Origin of the sequence: Rahnella sp. NRRL B-41462 (assembly GCF_003263525.1) — a bacterium.
In the GTDB taxonomy this organism is placed as follows: domain Bacteria; phylum Pseudomonadota; class Gammaproteobacteria; order Enterobacterales; family Enterobacteriaceae; genus Rahnella; species Rahnella aceris.
In genome coordinates this window covers 1-20,845 of sequence record NZ_JYDF01000114.1, presented here as the reverse complement: position 1 = coordinate 20,845, position 20,845 = coordinate 1, and the positions used below count along the sequence as shown (strand labels likewise).

Annotated in this window: 22 protein-coding genes; 19 read left to right on the top strand and 3 right to left on the bottom strand. The window is 53.0% G+C overall.

Annotated features, from left to right (window positions below):
- Positions 1-97 precede the first annotated feature (97 nt).
- The 18 genes from msrP (at position 98) to UC14_RS22680 (ending at position 16,390) form a co-directional block, all read left to right on the top strand.
- Positions 98-1,099: a protein-methionine-sulfoxide reductase catalytic subunit MsrP gene (gene msrP, locus UC14_RS22765; RefSeq protein WP_013577293.1), complete on the top strand. Its 1,002-nt coding sequence runs from the start codon at positions 98-100 to the stop codon at positions 1,097-1,099.
- 18 nt (positions 1,100-1,117) lie between these two features.
- Positions 1,118-1,720 (top strand): protein-methionine-sulfoxide reductase heme-binding subunit MsrQ, encoded by a 603-nt coding sequence (gene msrQ, locus UC14_RS22760; protein WP_013577294.1) that lies wholly within the window; start codon positions 1,118-1,120, stop codon positions 1,718-1,720.
- Positions 1,721-1,961: 241 nt separating this feature from the next.
- The gene (gene aroQ, locus UC14_RS22755; protein ID WP_013577295.1) at positions 1,962-2,414 is read left to right on the top strand and encodes a type II 3-dehydroquinate dehydratase; all 453 of its coding nucleotides are present in this window, start codon (positions 1,962-1,964) and stop codon (positions 2,412-2,414) included.
- A 32-nt stretch (positions 2,415-2,446) separates the two neighbouring features.
- The gene (gene accB / locus UC14_RS22750; protein ID WP_013577296.1) at positions 2,447-2,911 is read left to right on the top strand and encodes an acetyl-CoA carboxylase biotin carboxyl carrier protein; all 465 of its coding nucleotides are present in this window, start codon (positions 2,447-2,449) and stop codon (positions 2,909-2,911) included.
- An 11-nt stretch (positions 2,912-2,922) separates the two neighbouring features.
- Positions 2,923-4,272, top strand: coding sequence for an acetyl-CoA carboxylase biotin carboxylase subunit (accC, locus tag UC14_RS22745; RefSeq protein WP_013577297.1), 1,350 nt, complete (start codon positions 2,923-2,925; stop codon positions 4,270-4,272).
- 85 nt (positions 4,273-4,357) lie between these two features.
- On the top strand, positions 4,358-4,600 hold the full coding sequence (locus UC14_RS22740) for a YhdT family protein (RefSeq protein WP_015690529.1): 243 nt from the start codon (positions 4,358-4,360) through the stop codon (positions 4,598-4,600).
- The gene (panF, locus tag UC14_RS22735) at positions 4,590-6,035 is read left to right on the top strand and encodes a sodium/pantothenate symporter (protein WP_112198485.1); all 1,446 of its coding nucleotides are present in this window, start codon (positions 4,590-4,592) and stop codon (positions 6,033-6,035) included. The genes UC14_RS22740 and panF overlap by 11 nt, the downstream gene beginning before the upstream one ends.
- Before the next feature lie 43 nt (positions 6,036-6,078).
- On the top strand, positions 6,079-6,963 hold the full coding sequence (gene prmA, locus UC14_RS22730) for a 50S ribosomal protein L11 methyltransferase (protein WP_013577300.1): 885 nt from the start codon (positions 6,079-6,081) through the stop codon (positions 6,961-6,963).
- Positions 6,964-7,108: 145 nt separating this feature from the next.
- A complete protein-coding gene (locus UC14_RS22725; protein WP_225444940.1) occupies positions 7,109-7,861 on the top strand; it encodes a carbonic anhydrase in 753 nt (250 codons plus the stop codon).
- A 389-nt stretch (positions 7,862-8,250) separates the two neighbouring features.
- On the top strand, positions 8,251-9,216 hold the full coding sequence (gene dusB, locus UC14_RS22720) for a tRNA dihydrouridine synthase DusB (protein ID WP_013577302.1): 966 nt from the start codon (positions 8,251-8,253) through the stop codon (positions 9,214-9,216).
- A 21-nt stretch (positions 9,217-9,237) separates the two neighbouring features.
- Positions 9,238-9,534, top strand: coding sequence for a DNA-binding transcriptional regulator Fis (gene fis / locus UC14_RS22715; RefSeq protein WP_004097144.1), 297 nt, complete (start codon positions 9,238-9,240; stop codon positions 9,532-9,534).
- 197 nt (positions 9,535-9,731) lie between these two features.
- On the top strand, positions 9,732-10,163 hold the full coding sequence (locus UC14_RS22710; RefSeq protein WP_370447499.1) for a DoxX family protein: 432 nt from the start codon (positions 9,732-9,734) through the stop codon (positions 10,161-10,163).
- A gap of 420 nt (positions 10,164-10,583) precedes the next feature.
- Entirely contained in the window at positions 10,584-11,504 is a 921-nt protein-coding gene (gene lpxP / locus UC14_RS22705; protein WP_112198484.1) for a kdo(2)-lipid IV(A) palmitoleoyltransferase, read from the top strand.
- An 86-nt stretch (positions 11,505-11,590) separates the two neighbouring features.
- Positions 11,591-11,776 (top strand): hypothetical protein, encoded by a 186-nt coding sequence (locus tag UC14_RS22700; protein ID WP_013577305.1) that lies wholly within the window; start codon positions 11,591-11,593, stop codon positions 11,774-11,776.
- A 417-nt stretch (positions 11,777-12,193) separates the two neighbouring features.
- On the top strand, positions 12,194-13,219 hold the full coding sequence (locus tag UC14_RS22695) for an amino acid ABC transporter substrate-binding protein (protein ID WP_013577306.1): 1,026 nt from the start codon (positions 12,194-12,196) through the stop codon (positions 13,217-13,219).
- A 103-nt stretch (positions 13,220-13,322) separates the two neighbouring features.
- On the top strand, positions 13,323-14,501 hold the full coding sequence (locus tag UC14_RS22690) for an amino acid ABC transporter permease (RefSeq protein WP_112198483.1): 1,179 nt from the start codon (positions 13,323-13,325) through the stop codon (positions 14,499-14,501).
- A gap of 9 nt (positions 14,502-14,510) precedes the next feature.
- Complete coding sequence (locus UC14_RS22685) at positions 14,511-15,620, top strand: amino acid ABC transporter permease (RefSeq protein WP_041673173.1); 1,110 nt, start codon at positions 14,511-14,513, stop codon at positions 15,618-15,620.
- An 8-nt stretch (positions 15,621-15,628) separates the two neighbouring features.
- Positions 15,629-16,390: an amino acid ABC transporter ATP-binding protein gene (locus UC14_RS22680; protein ID WP_013577309.1), complete on the top strand. Its 762-nt coding sequence runs from the start codon at positions 15,629-15,631 to the stop codon at positions 16,388-16,390.
- 392 nt (positions 16,391-16,782) lie between these two features.
- On the opposite strand, the gene UC14_RS22675 is transcribed toward UC14_RS22680, so the two are convergent.
- Both UC14_RS22675 and UC14_RS22670 read right to left on the bottom strand, forming a co-directional pair.
- Complete coding sequence (locus tag UC14_RS22675; RefSeq protein ID WP_013577310.1) at positions 16,783-17,472, bottom strand: LrgB family protein; 690 nt, start codon at positions 17,470-17,472, stop codon at positions 16,783-16,785.
- Positions 17,465-17,887: a CidA/LrgA family protein gene (locus tag UC14_RS22670; protein WP_013577311.1), complete on the bottom strand. Its 423-nt coding sequence runs from the start codon at positions 17,885-17,887 to the stop codon at positions 17,465-17,467. Before UC14_RS22670 ends, UC14_RS22675 begins: the two co-directional genes overlap by 8 nt.
- Positions 17,888-18,031: 144 nt before the next feature.
- On the opposite strand from UC14_RS22670, the gene UC14_RS22665 reads away from it, so the two are divergent.
- Positions 18,032-18,910, top strand: a complete 879-nt coding sequence (locus UC14_RS22665; protein WP_112198482.1) for a LysR family transcriptional regulator — start codon at positions 18,032-18,034, stop codon at positions 18,908-18,910.
- 58 nt (positions 18,911-18,968) lie between these two features.
- Here UC14_RS22665 and UC14_RS22660 read toward each other — a convergent pair whose 3' ends face one another.
- A complete protein-coding gene (locus UC14_RS22660; protein WP_013577313.1) occupies positions 18,969-20,618 on the bottom strand; it encodes a Na+/H+ antiporter in 1,650 nt (549 codons plus the stop codon).
- Positions 20,619-20,845: the final 227 nt, after the last annotated feature.

Below are 20,845 nucleotides of genomic sequence, written 5' to 3'. Positions count from 1 at the left end.
TTTTTAGCGTGATATCTCGCAAAGCGTCCGGTTTCACGCCATGCTTTGTTTATAACCATAAAAATGAATCACGAAAATGAGAATGCCGGAGAAGGCTATGTTCAAACCCCGCAAACTAACCGAAGCAGACGTCACACCCGAAAGTATTTTTTATGACCGGCGCAAAGTTTTACAGGCACTGGGGATCAGTGCCGCGGCACTTGCTGTTCCCCAAAATGCACGCGCAGATATCCTTTCCTGGTTCAAAGGCCATGACCGCCCTGCCGCGCCCGCCGGTAAACCGCTGGATTTCACCAAACCCGCTGCTTATCAAAATGACCTGACACTGACCCCCGAGGACAAAGTTTCCGGCTACAACAATTTCTATGAATTCGGGCTGGATAAAGCTGATCCGGCCGCCAACGCCGGGCAACTGGTTACCTCGCCGTGGAAATTAACAATAGAAGGCGAAGTTGCTAAACCGATGACGCTGGATATGGATGACATCATGAAGCGCTTCCCGCTTGAGCAACGTATTTACCGGATGCGTTGCGTCGAAGCCTGGTCGATGGTGGTGCCGTGGATCGGTTTTCAGCTGAGTGAGATTCTCAAACTTGCCGAACCGACCAGCAAAGCGCGTTATGTCGCGTTTACTACCTTATATGACCCGGAACATATGCCGGGGCAGAAAGACCGGTTTATCGGCGGTGGACTGAATTACCCGTACGTTGAAGGATTGCGTATAGATGAAGCGATGAACCCGCTGGCGATGATGACGGTCGGCGTTTATGGCAAAGCACTTCCGCCACAAAACGGCGCGCCTATCCGCCTGACCATTCCGTGGAAGTACGGTTTCAAAGGCATCAAATCCATCGTGAACATCAAATTTACTCAAGATGAGCCGCCGACAACCTGGAACCAGATTGCCTCCAACGAATACGGGTTTTACGCCAACGTGAACCCGCATGTGGATCACCCGCGCTGGTCGCAGGCAACGGAACGGTTTATCGGTTCCGGCGGCTTACTCGACGTGCAACGCCAGCCGACATTGCTGTTCAATGGTTATGCCGGGCAGGTAGCATCGATGTATCACGGTATGGATTTACGTAAGTTCTATTAAGGAAGAGGCGGTTCAGTTATGCGTCGTTTAAGCCCTGCCAATATTACCGGGTTGAAAGTGATCATCTATCTTTGCGCCATTTTGCCTTTTTTCTGGATTGTGCTTTCGATTAATCAGGGCGGGTTCAGCGCCGATCCCGCCAAAGATATTCAGCATTTTACCGGTAGGATGACTCTGAAATTTTTGCTGGTGACATTACTGGTCACGCCCGTCGCACGCTATGGCAAACAGCCATTACTGATCCGCACGCGCCGTTTGCTGGGGTTGTGGTGTTTTGCGTGGGGAACCTTGCATCTTCTCAGCTATTCATTCCTGGAGCTTGGGATCAACAATATCCGCCTGCTGGGAAGTGAACTGATATCGCGCCCGTATCTCACCCTCGGTATCATCTGCTGGATCCTGCTGCTGGCACTGGCCTGCACCTCCACCGTGTGGGCACAACGCAAAATGGGATCAACCTGGCAAAAGTTGCACAACTTCATTTATCTCATCGCCATACTTGCGCCGATCCACTACCTTTGGTCGGTAAAAGTGCTGTCGCCACAACCGGTGATTTACGCAATACTTGCCGTCATCTTGCTGGCATTCCGTTATAAAAAATTCCGCCAGTGGCTGCGATAAGCCGTGGAACTTTTGGCCCGGTTGCCCCTCATAATTTCGACAATTGCACCCACGTTGACCGGCCGAGGGTTGATTATCTTCGCTGATAAGACCAGTATTTAGCTGCGAATTGCCACGATATCATTATAATGCCCGACCTCATGCCGAAGAGACGGGCCGATTTGCCGCGAAATAGGTGACAAACCGGTGACATCAGGGTATTTTCTACAATCTTTGTCTAATTGCCGGAGATAGGCTCACAATGGCGCATAAGTTTGACATTTTGCTACTGAACGGTCCTAACCTGAATTTGTTAGGCACCCGTGAGCCTGAAACGTACGGACACACCACGCTCAACGATATTGTTAAAGGTTTGGAAGTGCAGGCTGCTGCTGCTGATGTAGCACTGAGCCATCTGCAATCCAATGCAGAACATGTCCTGATTGAACGTATTCATCAGGCACGCGGAAATGTCGATTTCATCCTGATCAATCCCGCGGCCTTTACCCATACCAGCGTGGCGCTGCGCGATGCATTACTGGGGGTGTCGATTCCGTTTATCGAGATCCATCTGTCGAATGTACATGCCCGCGAAGCGTTCCGGCACCATTCCTATCTTTCCGACATCGCAGTGGGCGTTATTTGCGGACTTGGCGCAGATGGCTACCACTTTGCATTACAGGCAGCGGTTAACCGCTTGTCAAAAACCCACTAATTTCTACGCAAAAAGAGTACGGAATCACACCCATGGATATTCGTAAAATTAAAAAACTGATCGAACTGGTTGAAGAATCAGGCATTTCTGAACTGGAAATTTCTGAAGGCGAAGAATCAGTACGTATCAGCCGTGCTGCACCTGCGCAGGCTTATCCTATGATGCAACAGGCTTACGCTATGCCTGTACAACAACAGCCAGGTCTGGCTGCTGCGGTTGCGCCAGCAGCTGCGCCTGCAGAAGCAGCTCCGGCTGCAATCAGTGGCCATATCGTTCGCTCACCGATGGTAGGCACCTTCTACCGTACGCCAAGCCCGGACGCTAAAGCCTTCATCGAAGTGGGTCAGAAAGTGAACGCCGGTGATACCCTGTGTATCGTTGAAGCGATGAAAATGATGAACCAAATCGAAGCAGACAAATCCGGTGTTGTTAAAGCAATTCTGGTAGAAAGCGGCCAACCGGTTGAATTCGACGAGCCGCTGGTCGTCATCGAATAACGAGGCGTACCATGGTAGATAAAATTGTTATCGCGAACCGCGGCGAGATTGCTCTGCGTATTTTGCGTGCCTGTAAAGAAATGGGCATCAAAACCGTTGCTGTGCACTCTACCGCTGACCGTGACCTGAAACACGTGCTGCTGGCAGACGAAACCGTCTGTATCGGTCCTGCACCTTCAGTAAAAAGCTATCTGAACATCCCTGCCATCATCGCTGCGGCGGAAATCACTGGCGCGGTGGCTATCCACCCGGGCTACGGTTTCCTGTCCGAGAATGCCGATTTTGCAGAGCAGGTTGAGCGTTCTGGTTTTATCTTCATCGGCCCGAAAGCTGAAACTATCCGCCTGATGGGTGACAAAGTTTCTGCGATCCAGGCGATGAAAGCGGCTGGCGTACCTTGTGTACCTGGCTCTGACGGCCCGCTGGGCGATGACATGGATCAAAACCGTGCCTTCGCAAAACGTATCGGCTATCCGGTCATCATCAAAGCTTCTGGCGGCGGCGGTGGTCGTGGTATGCGTGTTGTACGCGGCGACAAAGACCTCGAACAGTCCATCAACATGACCCGTGCGGAAGCTAAAGCAGCTTTCAACAACGACATGGTTTACATGGAAAAATACCTGGAAAATCCACGTCACGTGGAAATTCAGGTACTGGCTGATGGTCAGGGCAACGCCGTTTATCTGGCTGAACGTGACTGCTCCATGCAGCGTCGTCACCAGAAAGTCGTTGAAGAAGCGCCAGCACCGGGCATCACGGAAGATCTTCGTCGTTTCATCGGCGAACGTTGTGCCAAAGCCTGTGTGGATATTGGCTACCGTGGCGCAGGTACTTTCGAGTTCCTGTATGAAAACGGCGAGTTCTTCTTCATCGAAATGAACACCCGTATCCAGGTTGAGCATCCGGTTACTGAGATGATCACCGGTGTGGATTTGATCAAAGAGCAGCTGCGCATTGCGTCCGGCCAGCCACTGTCGATCAAACAAAGCGAAGTGAAAGTCAAAGGCCATGCGGTGGAATGCCGCATTAACGCGGAAGACCCTAACACCTTCCTGCCAAGCCCAGGCAAAATCACCCGTTTCCACGCCCCTGGCGGCTTCGGTGTTCGTTGGGAATCGCACATTTACGCAGGCTACACAGTGCCTCCGTACTACGATTCCATGATCGGTAAACTGATCACTTACGGTGAAACCCGTGAAGTGGCCATTGCCCGCATGAAAAATGCGCTGGCAGAACTGATCATCGACGGCATCAAAACCAACATTGAACTGCAAATGCGCATTATGGACGACGAGAATTTCCAGCATGGTGGAACTAACATCCACTATCTTGAGAAAAAACTCGGTTTGCAGGAAAAATAAAAAAGACCGTACCGTTGCGTACTCTCTTATCAAGGCCGGATATTCCGGCCTTTTTTACGTTTTGAGGGGAGACAAGTAAATGGCGTTGGACAAACGTTTCTTACAAGCCAACCGTGAAGCCCGATGGGCTTTTGGGCTGACGATTGCTTATCTGCTGGCATGGAGTTTTGCCGCCTATATTCCTGACGATAAACAGGGCATCACCGGCCTGCCGCACTGGTTCGAAATGGCCTGTCTGCTGGTACCGCTGATATTCGTTCTTTTAAGCTGGCTGATGGTTCGCGTGATTTACCGCGATATTCCGCTGGAGGACAGTCATGCAGACTGAAGTCTTATTGCCACTGATTGCCTATTTGCTGCTGGTTTTCGGGTTGTCTGTTTATGCATATACCCGCCGCGAGCAGGGCAACTTCCTGACTGAATATTTCCTCGGCAACCGCTCCATGGGCGGCTTCGTGCTGGCCATGACCCTGACCGCCACCTACATCAGTGCCAGTTCCTTTATCGGCGGCCCCGGTGCCGCCTACAAATTTGGCCTTGGCTGGGTATTGCTGGCAATGATTCAGTTGCCTGCCGTCTGGCTTTCACTCGGCGTACTGGGTAAAAAATTCGCCATTCTGGCGCGCCGCTATAATGCGGTCACGCTGAACGACATGCTGTTTGCCCGCTACCAGAGCCGTCTGCTGGTCTGGCTGGCAAGCCTGAGTCTGCTGGTGGCATTTCTGGGCGCGATGACCGTTCAGTTCATCGGTGGTGCACGCCTGCTGGAAACAGCAGCCGGTATTCCTTACGACACCGGACTGCTGATTTTCGGCATCAGCATCGCGCTGTATACCGCGTTTGGCGGCTTTCGTGCCAGCGTGCTCAATGACGCCATGCAGGGACTGGTGATGCTGCTCGGCACCATTTTACTCCTGATCGCTGTCATTCACGCGGCGGGTGGCCTGCACAGTGCGGTGGATAAGCTCCAGCAAATCGACCCGAAACTGGTATCCGTGCATGGCGGGGATGACGTCCTTTCACTGCCGTTTATGGCTTCTTTCTGGGTTTTGGTGTGCTTTGGCGTGATTGGCCTGCCGCATACCGCCGTGCGCTGTATTTCCTACAAAGACAGCAAAGCGGTACACCGTGGCATTGTGCTTGGCACTATCGTGGTCGCCATTTTGATGCTTGGTATGCATCTGGCGGGTGCGCTGGGGCGTGCCATTTTACCTGATCTGAAAATTCCCGATCAGGTAATCCCGACGCTGATGATCACCGTGCTGCCGCCTTACGCCGCCGGGATTTTCCTCGCGGCACCGATGGCCGCCATTATGTCGACCATCAACGCGCAGCTTTTGCAATCATCTGCGACTATCGTTAAAGACTTGTACCTCGGTATTAAACCGGAACAACTGACTAACGAGCGCAAGTTAAAACGCTTCTCAAGCTGGGCCACCTTTATACTGGGATTACTGGTCTTACTGGCCGCATGGCGTCCGCCGGAAATGATTATCTGGCTGAACCTGCTGGCGTTTGGCGGGCTGGAAGCGGTGTTCCTGTGGCCGCTGGTGCTCGGTTTGTACTGGGAGCGGGCGAACGCCACGGGCGCACTGAGCTCAATGATTGTTGGCGCGGTTTGTTATACCCTGCTCGCCAGTATTGACCTGCATATTGCCGGTCTGCATCCGATTGTGCCGTCGCTGTTGCTGAGCCTGCTGGCGTTTTATACCGGCAATAAGTTTGGTAAACAGCCTCGTGAAACCGTACTCAAGCCGTCCTGAACAGGCGGCACTGATTTTACAGATTGTTAAGAAGAGAATGGCTATGCCTTGGATCCAACTGAAAATTAATACCACCGGTAACGACGCGGAAACGCTGAGCGACGCGCTTATCGAAAGTGGCGCCGTGTCCGTAACGTTCCAGGACACCCACGATAATCCGGTCTTCGAACCGCTGCCGGGCGAAACCCTGCTGTGGGGTGATACCGACGCCATCGGCCTGTACGATGCGGAAACCGACATGGACGAAGTGATCGTCATGCTGGAGAACGAACCTCTGCTGGGCAAAGGTTTCGTGCACAAAATCGAACAACTGGAAGACAAAGACTGGGAACGCGAATGGATGGATAACTTCCACCCGATGCGTTTTGGCGAACGTCTGTGGATTTGCCCGAGCTGGCGCGATGTGCCGGATCCGAATGCCGTGAACGTGATGCTGGATCCGGGACTGGCGTTTGGTACCGGCACCCACCCGACCACCGCGATGTGTCTGCAATGGCTCGACAGTCTGGATCTGACCGATAAAACCGTGATCGACTTCGGTTGCGGTTCCGGCATTCTGGCGATCGCCGCGCTGAAGCTGGGTGCAAAACACGTGGTTGGGATCGACATCGATCCGCAGGCAATTCAGGCCAGCCGCGATAACGCCGAACGTAACGGCGTATCAGAGCGTCTGTCGCTTTATCTGCCGAAAGACCAGCCTGATAACCTGTCAGCCGACGTGGTGGTCGCCAATATTCTCGCAGGCCCTCTGCGCGAACTGGCGCCACTGATCAGCGTGCTGCCGGTAGCAGGTGGCCATCTGGGGCTTTCCGGCGTACTGGCCAGCCAGGCGCAAAGCGTAGCGGATGCCTATAAAGACCAATTCGAACTGGATCCGGTGGCCGAGAAAGAAGAATGGTGCCGTATAACCGGTGTTAAAAAAGCCTGATGTCAGCCTCCCGCTTTTTCTGTTTGTGCAGAAAGAGCGGGTTTCCCCCCAAAATCCTTTTCCGGCCTTTTCCCGTATTTCTCCTGCCGCGTAAACCCCTTACACTTCGCAAGGTTTATTACTCAACAAATGAAAGGGATAACTCTTGAAAGGAACAATATTGTCTGCCGCGCTGGCTGCACTTACGCTGTCAGTTTCTGCACAACCCGCCTTCGCAAACGAAGCGCCACATTGGTCATATGATGGCGACGCCGCCCCGCAAAACTGGTCAAAACTCAGCCCTGACTTCCATCTGTGCGAGCAGGGCAAAGCACAGTCGCCTATCGATATCAAAGAGGCGTTAGAGGTGCACCCTCGCCCGCTTAAACTCAGCTATCAGTTACCGCCGGTGAATGTCATTAATAACGGCCACAGCGTGCAGGTGAATGTTCAGCAGGGTGATTTTGCCACGCTGGACGGGGATAAATTCGTCCTCCAGCAATTCCACTTCCACTCTCCGAGCGAAAATACCCTCAACGGTAAATCTTTCCCGATGGAGGCGCATTTTGTTCATATGGATGCTGACGGTGAAATTGCGGTGATTGCCGTAATGTTTGAAACCGGCAAAGCTAATGCCGAGCTGGAAAAAATCTGGCAACAGATGCCGGAAAAAGCGGGCGAATCTGTCACGCTGAAAGAGAAAGTCAGTCTTGATGGCCTGCTGCCCACCGATCTGACGCATTATCGTTTCAGCGGATCGCTGACTACGCCACCTTGTACAGAAGGCGTTCGCTGGCTGGTCGTTAAACAACCTCAGACGCTGTCTGAGGCGCAGCTGAAGAAATTCCAGCATGCGATGCATCATGCGAACAATCGCCCGGTACAAGGACTGCATGGTCGCGTGGTAGTGGCAGAGTAATTCCGTACTGCAGATTAAGGTGCAGAATCTGTTTCTGCATCTCTTTGTCTTGTTTGTTCACCTTTCTGAAAATGAGTCACTTTTTAACCAAAAGACGATCTGCATCACAGAATTTTGTGGTTGTTGCTGCTTAAAACGTCAGATCTCCCCTTAGAATCAACTGTTATAACCGGATGATTCAGAGAGTTATTAGGAATTTGCCCAAGCGCACAATTTGACCGAAGTCACATAACTCAATGTAAAACCACGATAAAAAAACAAATCGTCATGAACTTCAGCGCTGACAAGGCATTTTCTTATCAAATTGCTCAAAGTTTGGCCTTTCATATCGCAGCGAAAATGCGTAATATACGCGCCCTTGCGGACATCAGTATGGTCATTCCTAGTTCATGCGCATCGGACACCACCAGCTTACAAATTGCCTGATTGCGGCCCCGATGGCCGGTATCACTGACCGACCATTTCGTGCCTTATGTCATGCGATGGGGGCTGGAATGGCAGTATCTGAAATGCTCTCCTCCAATCCGGAGGTGTGGCGGACGGATAAGTCACGTTTGCGCATGGTACATAACGATGAACCGGGGATCCGCGCCGTGCAAATTGCCGGTTGCGACCCCGAAGATATGGCGGCTGCTGCACGAATTAACGTGGAAAGCGGTGCGCAAATCATTGATATCAATATGGGCTGCCCGGCCAAGAAAGTGAACCGCAAACTGGCAGGTTCTGCATTGTTGCAGTATCCGGATTTGGTGAAACAAATCCTGACTGCCGTTGTTAAGGCGGTAGATGTGCCAGTCACGTTGAAAATTCGTACTGGTTGGGCACCGGAACACCGTAACTGTGTACAAATTGCCCAATTGGCTGAAGACTGTGGAATTCAGGCCCTGACTATTCATGGCCGAACCCGTGCCTGTCTCTTCAATGGAGAAGCAGAGTACGACAGTATTCGGACAGTTAAGCAGAGTGTTTCCATTCCGATTATCGCGAATGGCGACATAACTGACCCGCATAAAGCCAGAGCGGTGCTCGACTACACCGGAGCTGATGCTCTGATGATAGGACGTGCCGCTCAGGGGAGACCCTGGATCTTCCGGGAAATCCAGCATTATCTGGACACAGGGGAGCTGTTACCTCCACCTCCTATGGGTGAGGTTCAGCGCTTGTTAATAGGGCACGTACGGGAATTGCACGACTTTTACGGTCAAGGCAAGGGATTCCGTATCGCCCGTAAGCACGTTTCCTGGTATCTCCAGGAGCATGCCCCAAATGACCAGTTTCGGCGCTCCTTCAACGCCATAGAGGATGCCAGCGAACAGCTGGAGGCGTTGGAAGCATATTTCGAAAATCTTGCGTAACAAAAAAGAGCTGACAGAACTATGTTCGAACAACGCGTGAATTCTGACGTACTGACCGTTTCTACCGTTAATTCTCAGGATCAGGTAACCCAAAAACCCCTGCGTGACTCGGTAAAACAAGCACTTAAGGGCTATTTTGCTCAATTGAATGGTCAGGACGTGAATGACCTGTATGAGTTGGTATTGGCTGAAGTTGAACAGCCACTGTTAGACATGGTGATGCAGTATACCCGTGGCAACCAGACTCGTGCGGCCCTGATGATGGGTATCAACCGCGGTACGCTGCGTAAGAAATTGAAAAAATATGGCATGAACTGATACTAATCAGTCGATGTCTTAAAAAGGCGCTTTTCCGCAAGGGGAGCGCCTTTTTGTTTTCTGCTTTGCCCGTAAACCTTTACCCCAAAATCTGCGCAAAACCTAACCCAGATCAACCCAAATGAGAATAATTATCTCCTGCATTCAGCGATTAAGCACTACCTTAGACGGACAATAAAACGTCTCCGGGAGTCACTCTGATGAAGCAACTTTATCTTCGTTTTACCGCAGCACTGAACAAACCTGATCTGGCGATTTTGCTGTTACGGATCACCTATGGACTGCTGATTTTTCACGGCTGGCATAAGCTGCATGACGGTCTGGGCGGTATTCAGGGCATGCTGGCAGGCTATGGTATTCCGGCATTTGTCGCCTACGGCGTGATCATCGGCGAAGTGATCGCCCCGATTATGATGATGCTGGGGATTTTCACCCGACTCGCCGCGCTGTCTGCCGCAGCGACAATGATTGTTGCGTGGATGATGGTCGGTATCCATCACACCTTTGCACTCACCCCGGTCGGTGCCTGGGCGATTGAAGATATCGTCTATTACTTCATGGCCGCCGTCGTGATCGCGCTGTATGGCAGTGGACGGTACTCTGTGATGAGCAACCCGCTGTATCGCTGATATTCCCTTTCAGCATGTTTCGCCAGCGGAGCATGCTGAAATATCATGTGGAGGATATCGCGACGTCTGAATGCTAATGCCTTCTTTCCGTAGCGTTTTCATTTTATTGTCTAAACCCACACGTAAATAAACAGTAAAGAGTGCGTTTATCGGACAATTACCCTCTGCGGTTAGATCACACGACATGTTATACTCACGGCAAGAGTCGAATTCGCCCCGCTCAACGCCTACGGACAGCCCTTCAGCTTCGCGATCCCGCCTTTTAATTGTGTCTTGATAAAGTAAAAGTGAGTCAATATATGTGCTTTCGGAAACGTTTACACCCGCATGTTGTCCCACTCTTTAACAGACAATTCGTATCGCGACTGAGCTAACCCCTGACGCGTTACCCCGGTTTTTTATGCAGATGATTGGGCTTTTATGAATTCTCCTCGCTTTCGCGCATCATTTTTACATCCACGTTACTGGCTGACCTGGTTTGGCCTTGGCGTATTGTTCCTGCTGGTTCAGCTTCCTTATCCGGTGTTAAACCGTCTCGGCATCTGGCTGGGCCGGACGTCCATGCGTTTCCTGAAACGTCGTGTGTCGATAACGCGCCGTAACCTGCAATTGTGCTTCCCGGATCTCCCCGCTGATCAGGTCGAAGCGCGCATCATCAGCAACTTTGAATCCCTTGGCATGGGCCTGCTGGAAACCGGCATGGCCTGGTTCTGGTCGGATGCCCGTGTTAAACGCTGGTTTGATGTCAGCGGCCTGCACAACCTGAAAAAGGCGCAGGAAAACAAACAGGGCGTGCTGGTGATTGGCGTGCATTTTATGTCGCTGGAATTAGGCGGCCGCGCGATGGGCTTATGTCAGCCGATGATGGCGATGTATCGCCCGCACAATAATAAAGCGATGGAATTTGTGCAGACCTGGGGGCGTATGCGGTCTAACAAGGCGATGCTCGATCGCAAAGATTTACGCGGTATGGTTCACGCGCTTAAAAAAGGCGAAGCTGTCTGGTTTGCGCCGGATCAGGATTACGGCCCGCGTGGCAGCGTATTTGCGCCACTGTTTGCTGTCGATCAGGCCGCAACTACCAGCGGAACCTTTATGCTGGCGCGTCTGGCAAAACCTGCGCTGGTGACCGTTGTGCTGGTACGTAAAGCAGGCGGTGCGGGTTATGAACTGGTTATCCAGCCCCAGTTGCAGGATTACCCGATCGACGATGAAATGGCGGCAGCAGCCTACATGAATCGCGTGATCGAAAAAGAAATTATGCGTGCGCCGGATCAGTATCTCTGGCTGCATCGCCGCTTTAAAACCCGCCCGGCGGGTGCGCCTTCGCTTTATCGATAAGCGCCAGAGGCCATAAAACAGTAGCCCGATGCCACCGCGTCGGGCTTTTTTCATTCATTGCATCCAATAAGAGATCTGTAATCTTTATGGCTAAAAAACCCGACGCGACACCTTCTATCTTTGACCATCTCAAAGATGATGACAGCTTTGACCTTTGGGGGCGCTCAGGCCTCAGTTCTGCGCTCAACAAAGCCAAACCTAAAACGCCGGACAATGACCAGATTGCGGCGGCGCGTAAACTGATCAAAGGCAGTAAAGATCAGGCCAAATAAGTCACTCTATTTTCTCCGCTGCACTGATAATGTCCCCTGTTTTAAATCCCGTCATGCCAACATATCTCTCAGAACGCCTGGTCTGAGAGATTTACTCATCGTTTTGCCTCATTTTTTTTCCAAATATGAATGCACATTTCACTTCGCTGCAAACAGCGCGATCTGCACTCCAATATTGAAATATTCCGCACTCATTTAACGCAGCCACATTGACCGCGCACTGAAACGGGGCAATAAATTTTATACGCCTCGTCAATGTTACTGTGCAATTCCTCTACATGACTTGATTGATGGGGCGTTTTTCATGTTGGCACTCCCTTTGCAAAGACAGGTGCAGAGGGCGTTGCCCCATAAACAGACAGGGTGCTCCGGCACTTACACAATAATAATTTTCAGTTTTGTCTCACAGGACGCTTTATGAAAAAAATATTGCTCTCAACACTGATTGCCGCAGCAAGCTTCGTGACACTGGCTGGTCAGGCTCATGCAGGTACCACTCTGGATGCCGTTAAAAAGAAAGGATTTGTTCAATGCGGTATCAGCGACGGCCTGCCAGGCTTCTCTTACGCTGACTCCAAAGGCAAATTCACCGGTATCGACGTTGACGTCTGCCGTGCGGTGGCTGCTGCCGTGTTTGGTGATGCTGAGAAAGTGAAATATACCCCGCTGACTGCCAAAGAGCGTTTCACCGCGCTGCAGTCTGGCGAAGTGGACATCCTGTCACGTAACACGACCTGGACCTCTTCCCGCGATGCGGGCATGGGCATGATTTTCGCTGGCGTAAACTACTACGACGGTATCGGCTTCCTGACTCACCAGAAAGCGGGCCTGAAAAGCGCGAAAGAACTCGATGGCGCAACGGTCTGTCTGCAGGCCGGTACGGATACCGAGCTGAACGTGGCTGACTACTTCAAAGCCAACAAAATGACTTACACCCCGGTCACCTTCGACCGCTCGGACGAAAGTGCGAAAGCGCTGGACTCAGGTCGTTGTGACACCCTGGCCTCTGACCAGTCTCAGTTGTACGCACTGCGTATCAAACTCGGCAAACCAGACGAATTCATCGTTCTGCCGGAAGTGATTTCTAAAGAACCTCTGGGTCCGGTAGTTCGTCGTGGTGACGAAGACTGGCTGGCGATCGTCCGCTGGTCACTGTTCGCGATGCTGAACGCTGAAGAAATGGGCGTAACCTCTCAGAACGTGGATAAGCTGGCGGCTAACCCGACGACACCTGATATGAGCAACCTGCTGGGCAAAACCGGGACTTACGGTGCTGACCTGAAAGTGCCTAATGACTGGGTAGTAAAAATCGTTAAACAGGTCGGCAACTACGGCGAAAGCTTTGAACGCAACGTCGGTCAGGGCAGCGAGCTGAAAATCAAACGTGGCCAGAACGCATTGTGGAATAAAGGCGGGATCCAATACGCTCCTCCAGTTCGCTAAATATCCTTTCTTCATGAAGTTGAAAAGTGTTTAAGGATGTTGATGCACCGGTCGTTCCCCGGTGCATCACTTCCCGGTGAAAGATTGCTAAAGGCCATTCACTATGTCGCAACGCCCAACCGAAAAAGGTTCGTTATCGCTGACCAACCCAGCCGTACGAGCCTGGATTTACCAAATTTTCGCGGTGGTGTTGCTGGTAGCCTGTTTGGGTTACTTGCTCCACAACACCATTACCAATCTGACTACACGAGGGATCACCTCGGGATTTGCGTTTCTTGAAAAAGGTGCCGGTTTCGGCATTGTTCAGCATCTTATTGATTACCAGGAAGGTGACACCTACGCCCGCGTATTTGTTATCGGTCTGCTGAATACGCTGCTGGTTTCCGCGCTGTGTATCGTTTTTGCCTCGATTCTCGGGTTCATTATCGGCTTAGGACGCCTTTCCGATAACTGGTTGATTCGCAAAGTCTCGACGGTATATATCGAGACGTTCCGTAACATTCCCCCGCTGCTGCAAATCTTCTTCTGGTATTTCGCCGTACTGCGTAACCTGCCGGGGCCGCGTCAGAGTCTGAATGCTTTTGACCTGGCTTTCGTCAGTAACCGTGGCTTTTATCTGCCCTCACCGGAACTGGCACCGGGCAGTCTGGCGGGCTTTATCGCCGTGCTGCTGGCGATTTTTGGCATCATCGCGCTGCAACGCTACAACCATTTCCGCCAGATTCACACCGGCCGGATCTGGCATATCTGGCCGTGGGCGATTGTGATGCTGGTTGTCTTTCCGGCGCTGGCGCACCTGATTTTCGGGCCTGCGCTGCACTGGGACGTGCCTGCGCTACGCGGGTTCAACTTCCGTGGCGGCATGGTGCTGATCCCGGAACTGGCGGCGTTAACGCTGGCATTATCGGTCTATACCTCAACGTTTATCGCCGAAGTGATCCGATCCGGCATTCAGTCTGTCTCACACGGTCAGCATGAAGCCGCCCGTTCGTTAGGATTGCCGAATCCTGTCACGTTGCGTCAGGTGATTTTGCCGCAGGCCATGCGGGTGATCATTCCACCGCTGACCAGCCAGTATCTCAATATCGTGAAAAACTCCTCTCTGGCGGCTGCAATTGGCTATCCGGATATGGTGTCGCTGTTCGCCGGTACCGTGCTCAATCAGACCGGTCAGGCAATTGAAACCATTGCTATTACGATGTCGGTGTACCTGATCATCAGCCTGGCAATTTCCTTCCTGATGAACATTTACAACCGGCGTATCGCGCTGGTCGAGCGTTAAGGGAATCCCATGACAATGACAACACTTCCTCCGGGAGTCAGAGCCGTGAAACCCGGAACGCCACTCGGAACGGCCGTGCTCTGGGCGCGTAAAAATTTGTTCTCCAGTTGGTTTAACAGCCTGCTGACGCTGTTCTGTTTATGGCTGATGTGGCTGCTGATCCCTCCGCTGTTGAACTGGGTGATTTTTCAGGCCAACTGGGTTGGCACGGCGCGCACTGACTGCACCAAAGCTGGCGCGTGCTGGGTGTTTATCCACGCACGTTTCGGCCAGTTCATGTACGGGCTGTATCCGTTCGATCAACGCTGGCGCATCAACGTCACACTGATCGTCGGTCTGCTGACCCTTGCACCGATCTTCTTTAAAGCCATGCCACGCCGCGGACGTTATATCGCCTGCTGGATGGTGCTCTTCCCGATTTTCACCTGGATCATGCTGTACGGCGGTTTCCTGGGTTTGAGTCGCGTCGAAACCCGTCAGTGGGGTGGCCTGACACTGACGCTGATCATTGCCGCTGTCGGCATTGCCGGTGCGTTACCGCTGGGCATTATGCTGGCGCTGGCACGGCGTTCAAGCCTGCCTGTCGTGCGTATTCTGTCGGTGATTTTCATCGAGTTCTGGCGCGGCGTGCCGCTTATCACCGTGCTGTTCATGTCCTCGGTGATGCTGCCGCTGTTTATGACCGAAGGGACGAGTATCGACAAACTGGTGCGTGCGCTGGTGGGGGTGGTGCTGTTCCAGTCGGCGTATGTCGCGGAAGTGGTGCGCGGCGGGTTACAGGCGCTGCCGAAAGGCCAGACGGAGGCCGCCGAATCACTGGCGCTCGGCTACTGGAAAACGCAAGGCTTAGTCATTCTGCCGCAGGCACTGAAAATGGTGATACCGGGTCTGGTCAACACTATTATCGCGCTGTTTAAGGACACCAGTCTGGTGATCATCATCGGCCTGTTTGATTTGTTCAGCAGCGTCCAGCAAGCCACCGTCGATCCTGAATGGCTGGGCATGTCAACCGAAGGCTACGTCTTCGCCGCCGCCGTCTACTGGATTTTCTGTTTTAGCATGTCGCGTTATAGCCAGCATTTGGAAAGACGCTTTCACACCGGACGTTCCGCACACTGAGGTAAACCATGAGCGACCATCAAGTCACTGAAAACCAAAATATGATGATCACGCTGGAAAACGTGAATAAGTGGTACGGACAGTTCCACGTATTGAAAGACATCAACCTGAGCGTGAAACCGCGTGAACGTATCGTGTTGTGCGGCCCTTCCGGCTCGGGGAAATCAACGACCATCCGTTGCATTAACCATCTGGAAGAGCACCAGCAAGGGCGCATCGTGGTGGACGGAACCGAACTGAACGACGACTTGCGCAATATCGAACGCGTGCGCACCGAAGTCGGTATGGTGTTCCAGCATTTCAACCTGTTCCCGCATCTGACCGTCTTGCAAAACTGCACCCTGGCACCCTGCTGGGTGCGTAAGATGCCAAAGAAAGAAGCCGAAGAACTGGCGATGCATTACCTGAAACGTGTCCGTATCGCCGAGCATGCGCATAAATTCCCCGGCCAGCTTTCCGGTGGTCAGCAACAGCGTGTGGCGATCGCCCGTTCGCTGTGTATGAAGCCCAAAATTATGCTGTTTGATGAACCGACTTCTGCGCTCGATCCGGAAATGGTGAAAGAGGTGCTGGACACCATGATCACGCTGGCGGAAGAAGGCATGACCATGTTGTGTGTAACGCATGAAATGGGCTTTGCAAGAACGGTCGCCGACCGGGTGATCTTTATGGATCGCGGGGAGATCGTGGAACAGGCCCCGCCGCTGGAGTTCTTTGCCAATCCGAAGTCAGCGAGGACGCGGGAGTTCTTGTCACAGGTGATTCACTGAGCTGAGGCCGCAGCTTGACCGGCATCTGAACGGAACGGTGAAAATTTCGGTTTCTCATTAGCGGTGATCACTTATCGCGCTGCGCCGAAACCGCCCAAAAGGGGAAAGTGAGGTTGTGAAGTTAACGTTGAGGCCGGTTCCAAAATACCGCCGGAGGAGAGGTGGAAAACCGCGCGTCTTTTTGCGCGGGTTGTAACCCGAACGGAGGGCACCGCGCAGCGGCGGAATTTTGCGGCTATCGCTGCGGCACCTGAAACATAGCCAGCGAGCGAAGCGTGCAGTAAAAGAGCCCGGGATTCTTAAGGGCGGCGGCGATAAGCCGCCCTTAAGGCCAGTTTGGGTGGCAACCCAAGGTCTTGACCTTAATGTTTCAGATCTTTTTCAAAAGATCATCACCACATCACCCCGCCGATCACCGGCGCAATCACCACAGTGACAACCCCTGCCAGCATCATCACCAGGCTTGATACTACGCCTTCCTCCGCACCCAGTTCATAAGCTCTCGCCGTGCCCGCACCGTGTGACGCCGCACCGAAACCGGCACCTTTTGCGAGGCCGCTTTTTACCGCCAGACGCAGAAACAGCATATCCCCGACCGCCATGCCGAATACGCCGGTGATCACCACAAACAACGCGACCAGATCAGGCTGGCCACCCATTTGTTTCGCGGCTGCCAGTGCAAACGGCGTAGTGATAGAGCGTACCGCCAGACTACGCTGGATTTCTTCGGGCAGGGTCAGCATGCGCGCCAGCCAGACGGAACTGCCGACGGCAACGACTATCGCCGTCAGCACGCCCGCACTCAGCGACATCCAGTGACGGCGGATCACCGCCATATTCTCGTAAACCGGCACCGCAAACGCGATGGTTGACGGCCCGAGCAGCCATAACAACCAGTGCGTCTCACCGAGGTAATCCTGATACGACGTGTGCGTCACCACCAGCAAAATCACCAGTACAATCGGCGTGAACACCAGTGGCATCAGCAGCAGTGTGCGCTTCTGGCGGTACAGTTTTTTGTTGCCGTAATACAACCCGAGGGTGACCACAAAACACAACATGCTGATCAGTAAATCAGTCACGGCTCGCCTTCCTTGCCGCCAGACGCTGCTCCAGACGATACACTTTATCGACCACCACGGCAGTCGCCCCGAGCGTCAGCATCGTGCTGATCCCAATCACCAGAAAGATTTTCCAGCCTTCGATCATCAGCAATTGGGCGTAATTCACCACAGCCACCACGGCTGGTACGAAGAACAGCAGCATTTCCGCCAGCAACCAGCGGGAACCGGCTTTCACCCATTTCACAGGCAAAATACGCAACATAATCAGCAGTAAAAGCATCAGCATCCCGACAATATTGGCGGGTAACGGCAGATGTAACGCAGTGACCAGACGATCAGCGATAACGAATAACACCGCGTACAACACCACCTGAACAGGGATCTGACAACGGGTCAGCAGGGACGGCGCTTTAGTGCGCAACGCCAACAACATGGGGACGACCTCGAAAGAGGGAAAAGTGTGAAAATGAAGTATACGCTGGCAGGAAACTGGTAAAGAAATGAATTAAAATCATAAAAATGATTCCAGTTTGGAATACTTTGTAACTCGCCGATCTGACCGGGGAAACATCAGCCCATGGACGTCCGTACCTTACGCTATTTTGTCGAAGTGGTTCGCCAGCAGAGCTTTACCCGCGCGGCGGAAAAGTTGTTCGTCACCCAGCCAACGATCAGCAAAATGCTGCGTCATCTGGAAGAAGAACTGGAATGCACGCTGATTGTCCGCGAAGGACGGCGTTTACACCTGACCGACAGCGGTCAGGCGTTGTATCAGCGTGGCCTGAATATCCTTGAGGAATTCCGCCAGCTTGAAGCGGAACTGGAAGACATTAACTCGCTGAAATCCGGTCATCTGCGGCTGGGCATTCCGCCGATGGTCGGGACGCAAATCGCGCCGCTTATCGGCAGCTTCCGCCAGCAATATCCCGGCATTGAACTGATTATTTCCGAGTTTGGCGGGCTGACCGTGCAACAGGCTGTGATTTCCGGCGAGCTGGATCTGGCGCTGACTGCCCTGCCCGCTGACGCCGTGCCTTCTATCGCCTCACTGCTGCTGTTCAGTCATCCGCTGTGCGTTGTGGTGCCGCGCACGCCGCACTGGCTGAACCGCACGCGCATCGGGTTCAGTGATCTGGCTGATGAAAGCATCCTGATTTATAACGAAGATTTTGCCCTGTACCGCCAACTGATGGATGCCTTTACCTCACACGGCTTTACGCCAAAAATTGCGGCGCGCAGCGGGCAGTGGGATTTCCTGGCGGCGATGGTACAAACCGGTATGGGTGTGGCGATTTTGCCGGAACCGGTCTGTCAGCGGCTGGATAAGAATGTCCTGATGTGGCTGCCACTGGATCCGCTGATGCCGTGGCAGCTCGGGCTGATCTGGCATCAGGGCAGCTATCTCTCGCACAGTGCACAGGCGTGGATCACGTTGTGCCGCGACTACTGGAAATAGCCAATAAAAAACCGCGTGAACCTGGCAGCGCACGCGGTTTTTTCATTTCTGACAGAAACTACACTTCTTTTTCGACAAGCAGCGCTTCAAGTAAATCGAGGTCATGCAGCAGTTTTTGCAGCGTCTCGTTACTGATTTTCTGCGTGGCACGCAGGTGATACAGCTCACCACGTTCAGCGCGCAGCGCGGTCAGACGGAAGCGGCGCTCGAGGTTTTCCAGCTTCAGCGCGGTTTCCATATCATCGCGGTTGGCCGTGCGTCGCCGTAACGTCCCGATAACCCGCGAACTGATTTCCTTCAGCGTCTGTTCATCAATATTTTCTTCGGTATCCGCCGCCAGACGCTCTTCCATCTTATGCAGGCTTTCAATCGCCACTTCCGCCGCGACCGATTTCGCCATGCGCTCTTCTTCGCGATAAGCGGTACCATCCGCCACTACCACGCCTTTGAGCAGGAACGGCAAGGCAATCACACCGGCAATCAGCGAGAACAGAATGACGCCGGTCGCCAGGAACACCAGCTGATAACGCGACGGAAACGCCGAACCATCGGCGAGGAATAACGGAATCGACAACACACCGGCCAGCGTAATGGCTCCGCGCACACCGGCAAAAGACGCCACCCACAGTTCACGCGTACTGTAGCTGCCAAACAGGAGCGGTTTCTTTTTCAGGAAACGGTTGCTGAAATTCTTCATCACCCACAGCCAGACGAAACGCAGGATCAGCAGCGCAAAGTAGATAATCCCGACATCAGCAAACAGGTGCCACGTCACGATAGACGGGTCGTGTGTCGCCTGATCAATTGAGTTCTCAAGGATGCCCGGCAATTGCAGACCCAGCATGATGAACACCATGCCGTTGAACACGAACTCAAGCATCGCCCAGACGCTGTTCGCACGCAGACGCATCGCCAGCGGTGCATTACGAATAATGCCGGACTGGCTGATGGTCATCCCTGCAGCCACAGCGGCCAGAATGCCCGACACACCGATATGTTCGGCAATCAGATAAGACGCGAACGGCAACAGCAGCAGGAAGACGATTTGTGTGGCCGGATCATCACCGCTCCAGCGGCTCATAATGCGCAGCGATTTACTGTACAACCACGTCACCGCCACACCGGCCATCAGACCGCCAATCGCGACTTTCAGGAACTCAACACTGGCACCACCGACGGTAAAGATCATCGTGCCCATCGCCACGGCGATAGCGAATTTCAGCGACACCAGACCGGACGCGTCATTCATCAGCGCTTCACCTTCCAGCACGCTCATGATCGACTTAGGAATACGGCCCTTACCGACAATGCCGCCCAGTGCCACGGCATCGGTCGGCGACAGCACCGCAGCCAGCGCGAACGCGGCCACCAGCGGAATATCCGGCACCATCATATAAATCAGATAACCGATACCGACGACGGTGAGCAGCACCAGCACCAGCGCCAGCCCGAGAATTTCGCGCCCATGGTGGAGGAATTCACGGGTCGGGGTTTTCCAGCCATCGGCGAACAGCAACGGCGGGATAAAGAGGACGAGAAACAGTTCCGGATCGAAGTCCACGTGCAGGCCAAAATTGGGCCACGCCAGCAAAGCACCGACGGCAATCTGCATTAATGGAAGAGGAACCTGAAACGGCAACATTCTGGTGACGACACCGGAGAGCGACACCACCAGAATCAAAATCAGAATGGTAAAGAAGATTTCCATGCTTTCCTTAGACTCTTGTTTTTATGAATTTCAGCCAGACGCAGGTGAGTGAGTCCGGAGCGAACTAAGGAATAGTAGATCAAAAGGGGATGTGATTTAAATCAGTGCGTGCGGTTACATCAGAGAGGGTTTGCTCCTCCCCCTGCGAAGGGGGAGGACGGGAGGGGGTTTTAATGACAAAACTCATGCCAAAGCACACTTCAACCTACTGATTCGTCATTAATACC

What these genes read in the sequence shown, in the direction of transcription:
- msrP (WP_013577293.1), top strand. Translation starts at nt 98, where the DNA reads ATGTTCAAACCCCGCAAACTAACCGAAGCAGACGTCACACCCGAAAGT.
- msrQ (WP_013577294.1), top strand. Translation starts at nt 1,118, where the DNA reads ATGCGTCGTTTAAGCCCTGCCAATATTACCGGGTTGAAAGTGATCATC.
- aroQ (WP_013577295.1), top strand. Translation starts at nt 1,962, where the DNA reads ATGGCGCATAAGTTTGACATTTTGCTACTGAACGGTCCTAACCTGAAT.
- accB (WP_013577296.1), top strand. Translation starts at nt 2,447, where the DNA reads ATGGATATTCGTAAAATTAAAAAACTGATCGAACTGGTTGAAGAATCA.
- accC (WP_013577297.1), top strand. Translation starts at nt 2,923, where the DNA reads ATGGTAGATAAAATTGTTATCGCGAACCGCGGCGAGATTGCTCTGCGT.
- panF (WP_112198485.1), top strand. Translation starts at nt 4,590, where the DNA reads ATGCAGACTGAAGTCTTATTGCCACTGATTGCCTATTTGCTGCTGGTT.
- prmA (WP_013577300.1), top strand. Translation starts at nt 6,079, where the DNA reads ATGCCTTGGATCCAACTGAAAATTAATACCACCGGTAACGACGCGGAA.
- dusB (WP_013577302.1), top strand. Translation starts at nt 8,251, where the DNA reads ATGCGCATCGGACACCACCAGCTTACAAATTGCCTGATTGCGGCCCCG.
- fis (WP_004097144.1), top strand. Translation starts at nt 9,238, where the DNA reads ATGTTCGAACAACGCGTGAATTCTGACGTACTGACCGTTTCTACCGTT.
- lpxP (WP_112198484.1), top strand. Translation starts at nt 10,584, where the DNA reads ATGAATTCTCCTCGCTTTCGCGCATCATTTTTACATCCACGTTACTGG.
- UC14_RS22700 (WP_013577305.1), top strand. Translation starts at nt 11,591, where the DNA reads ATGGCTAAAAAACCCGACGCGACACCTTCTATCTTTGACCATCTCAAA.
- UC14_RS22695 (WP_013577306.1), top strand. Translation starts at nt 12,194, where the DNA reads ATGAAAAAAATATTGCTCTCAACACTGATTGCCGCAGCAAGCTTCGTG.
- UC14_RS22690 (WP_112198483.1), top strand. Translation starts at nt 13,323, where the DNA reads ATGTCGCAACGCCCAACCGAAAAAGGTTCGTTATCGCTGACCAACCCA.
- UC14_RS22685 (WP_041673173.1), top strand. Translation starts at nt 14,511, where the DNA reads ATGACAATGACAACACTTCCTCCGGGAGTCAGAGCCGTGAAACCCGGA.
- UC14_RS22680 (WP_013577309.1), top strand. Translation starts at nt 15,629, where the DNA reads ATGAGCGACCATCAAGTCACTGAAAACCAAAATATGATGATCACGCTG.
- UC14_RS22670 (WP_013577311.1), bottom strand. Translation starts at nt 17,887, where the DNA reads ATGTTGTTGGCGTTGCGCACTAAAGCGCCGTCCCTGCTGACCCGTTGT.
- UC14_RS22665 (WP_112198482.1), top strand. Translation starts at nt 18,032, where the DNA reads ATGGACGTCCGTACCTTACGCTATTTTGTCGAAGTGGTTCGCCAGCAG.
- UC14_RS22660 (WP_013577313.1), bottom strand. Translation starts at nt 20,618, where the DNA reads ATGGAAATCTTCTTTACCATTCTGATTTTGATTCTGGTGGTGTCGCTC.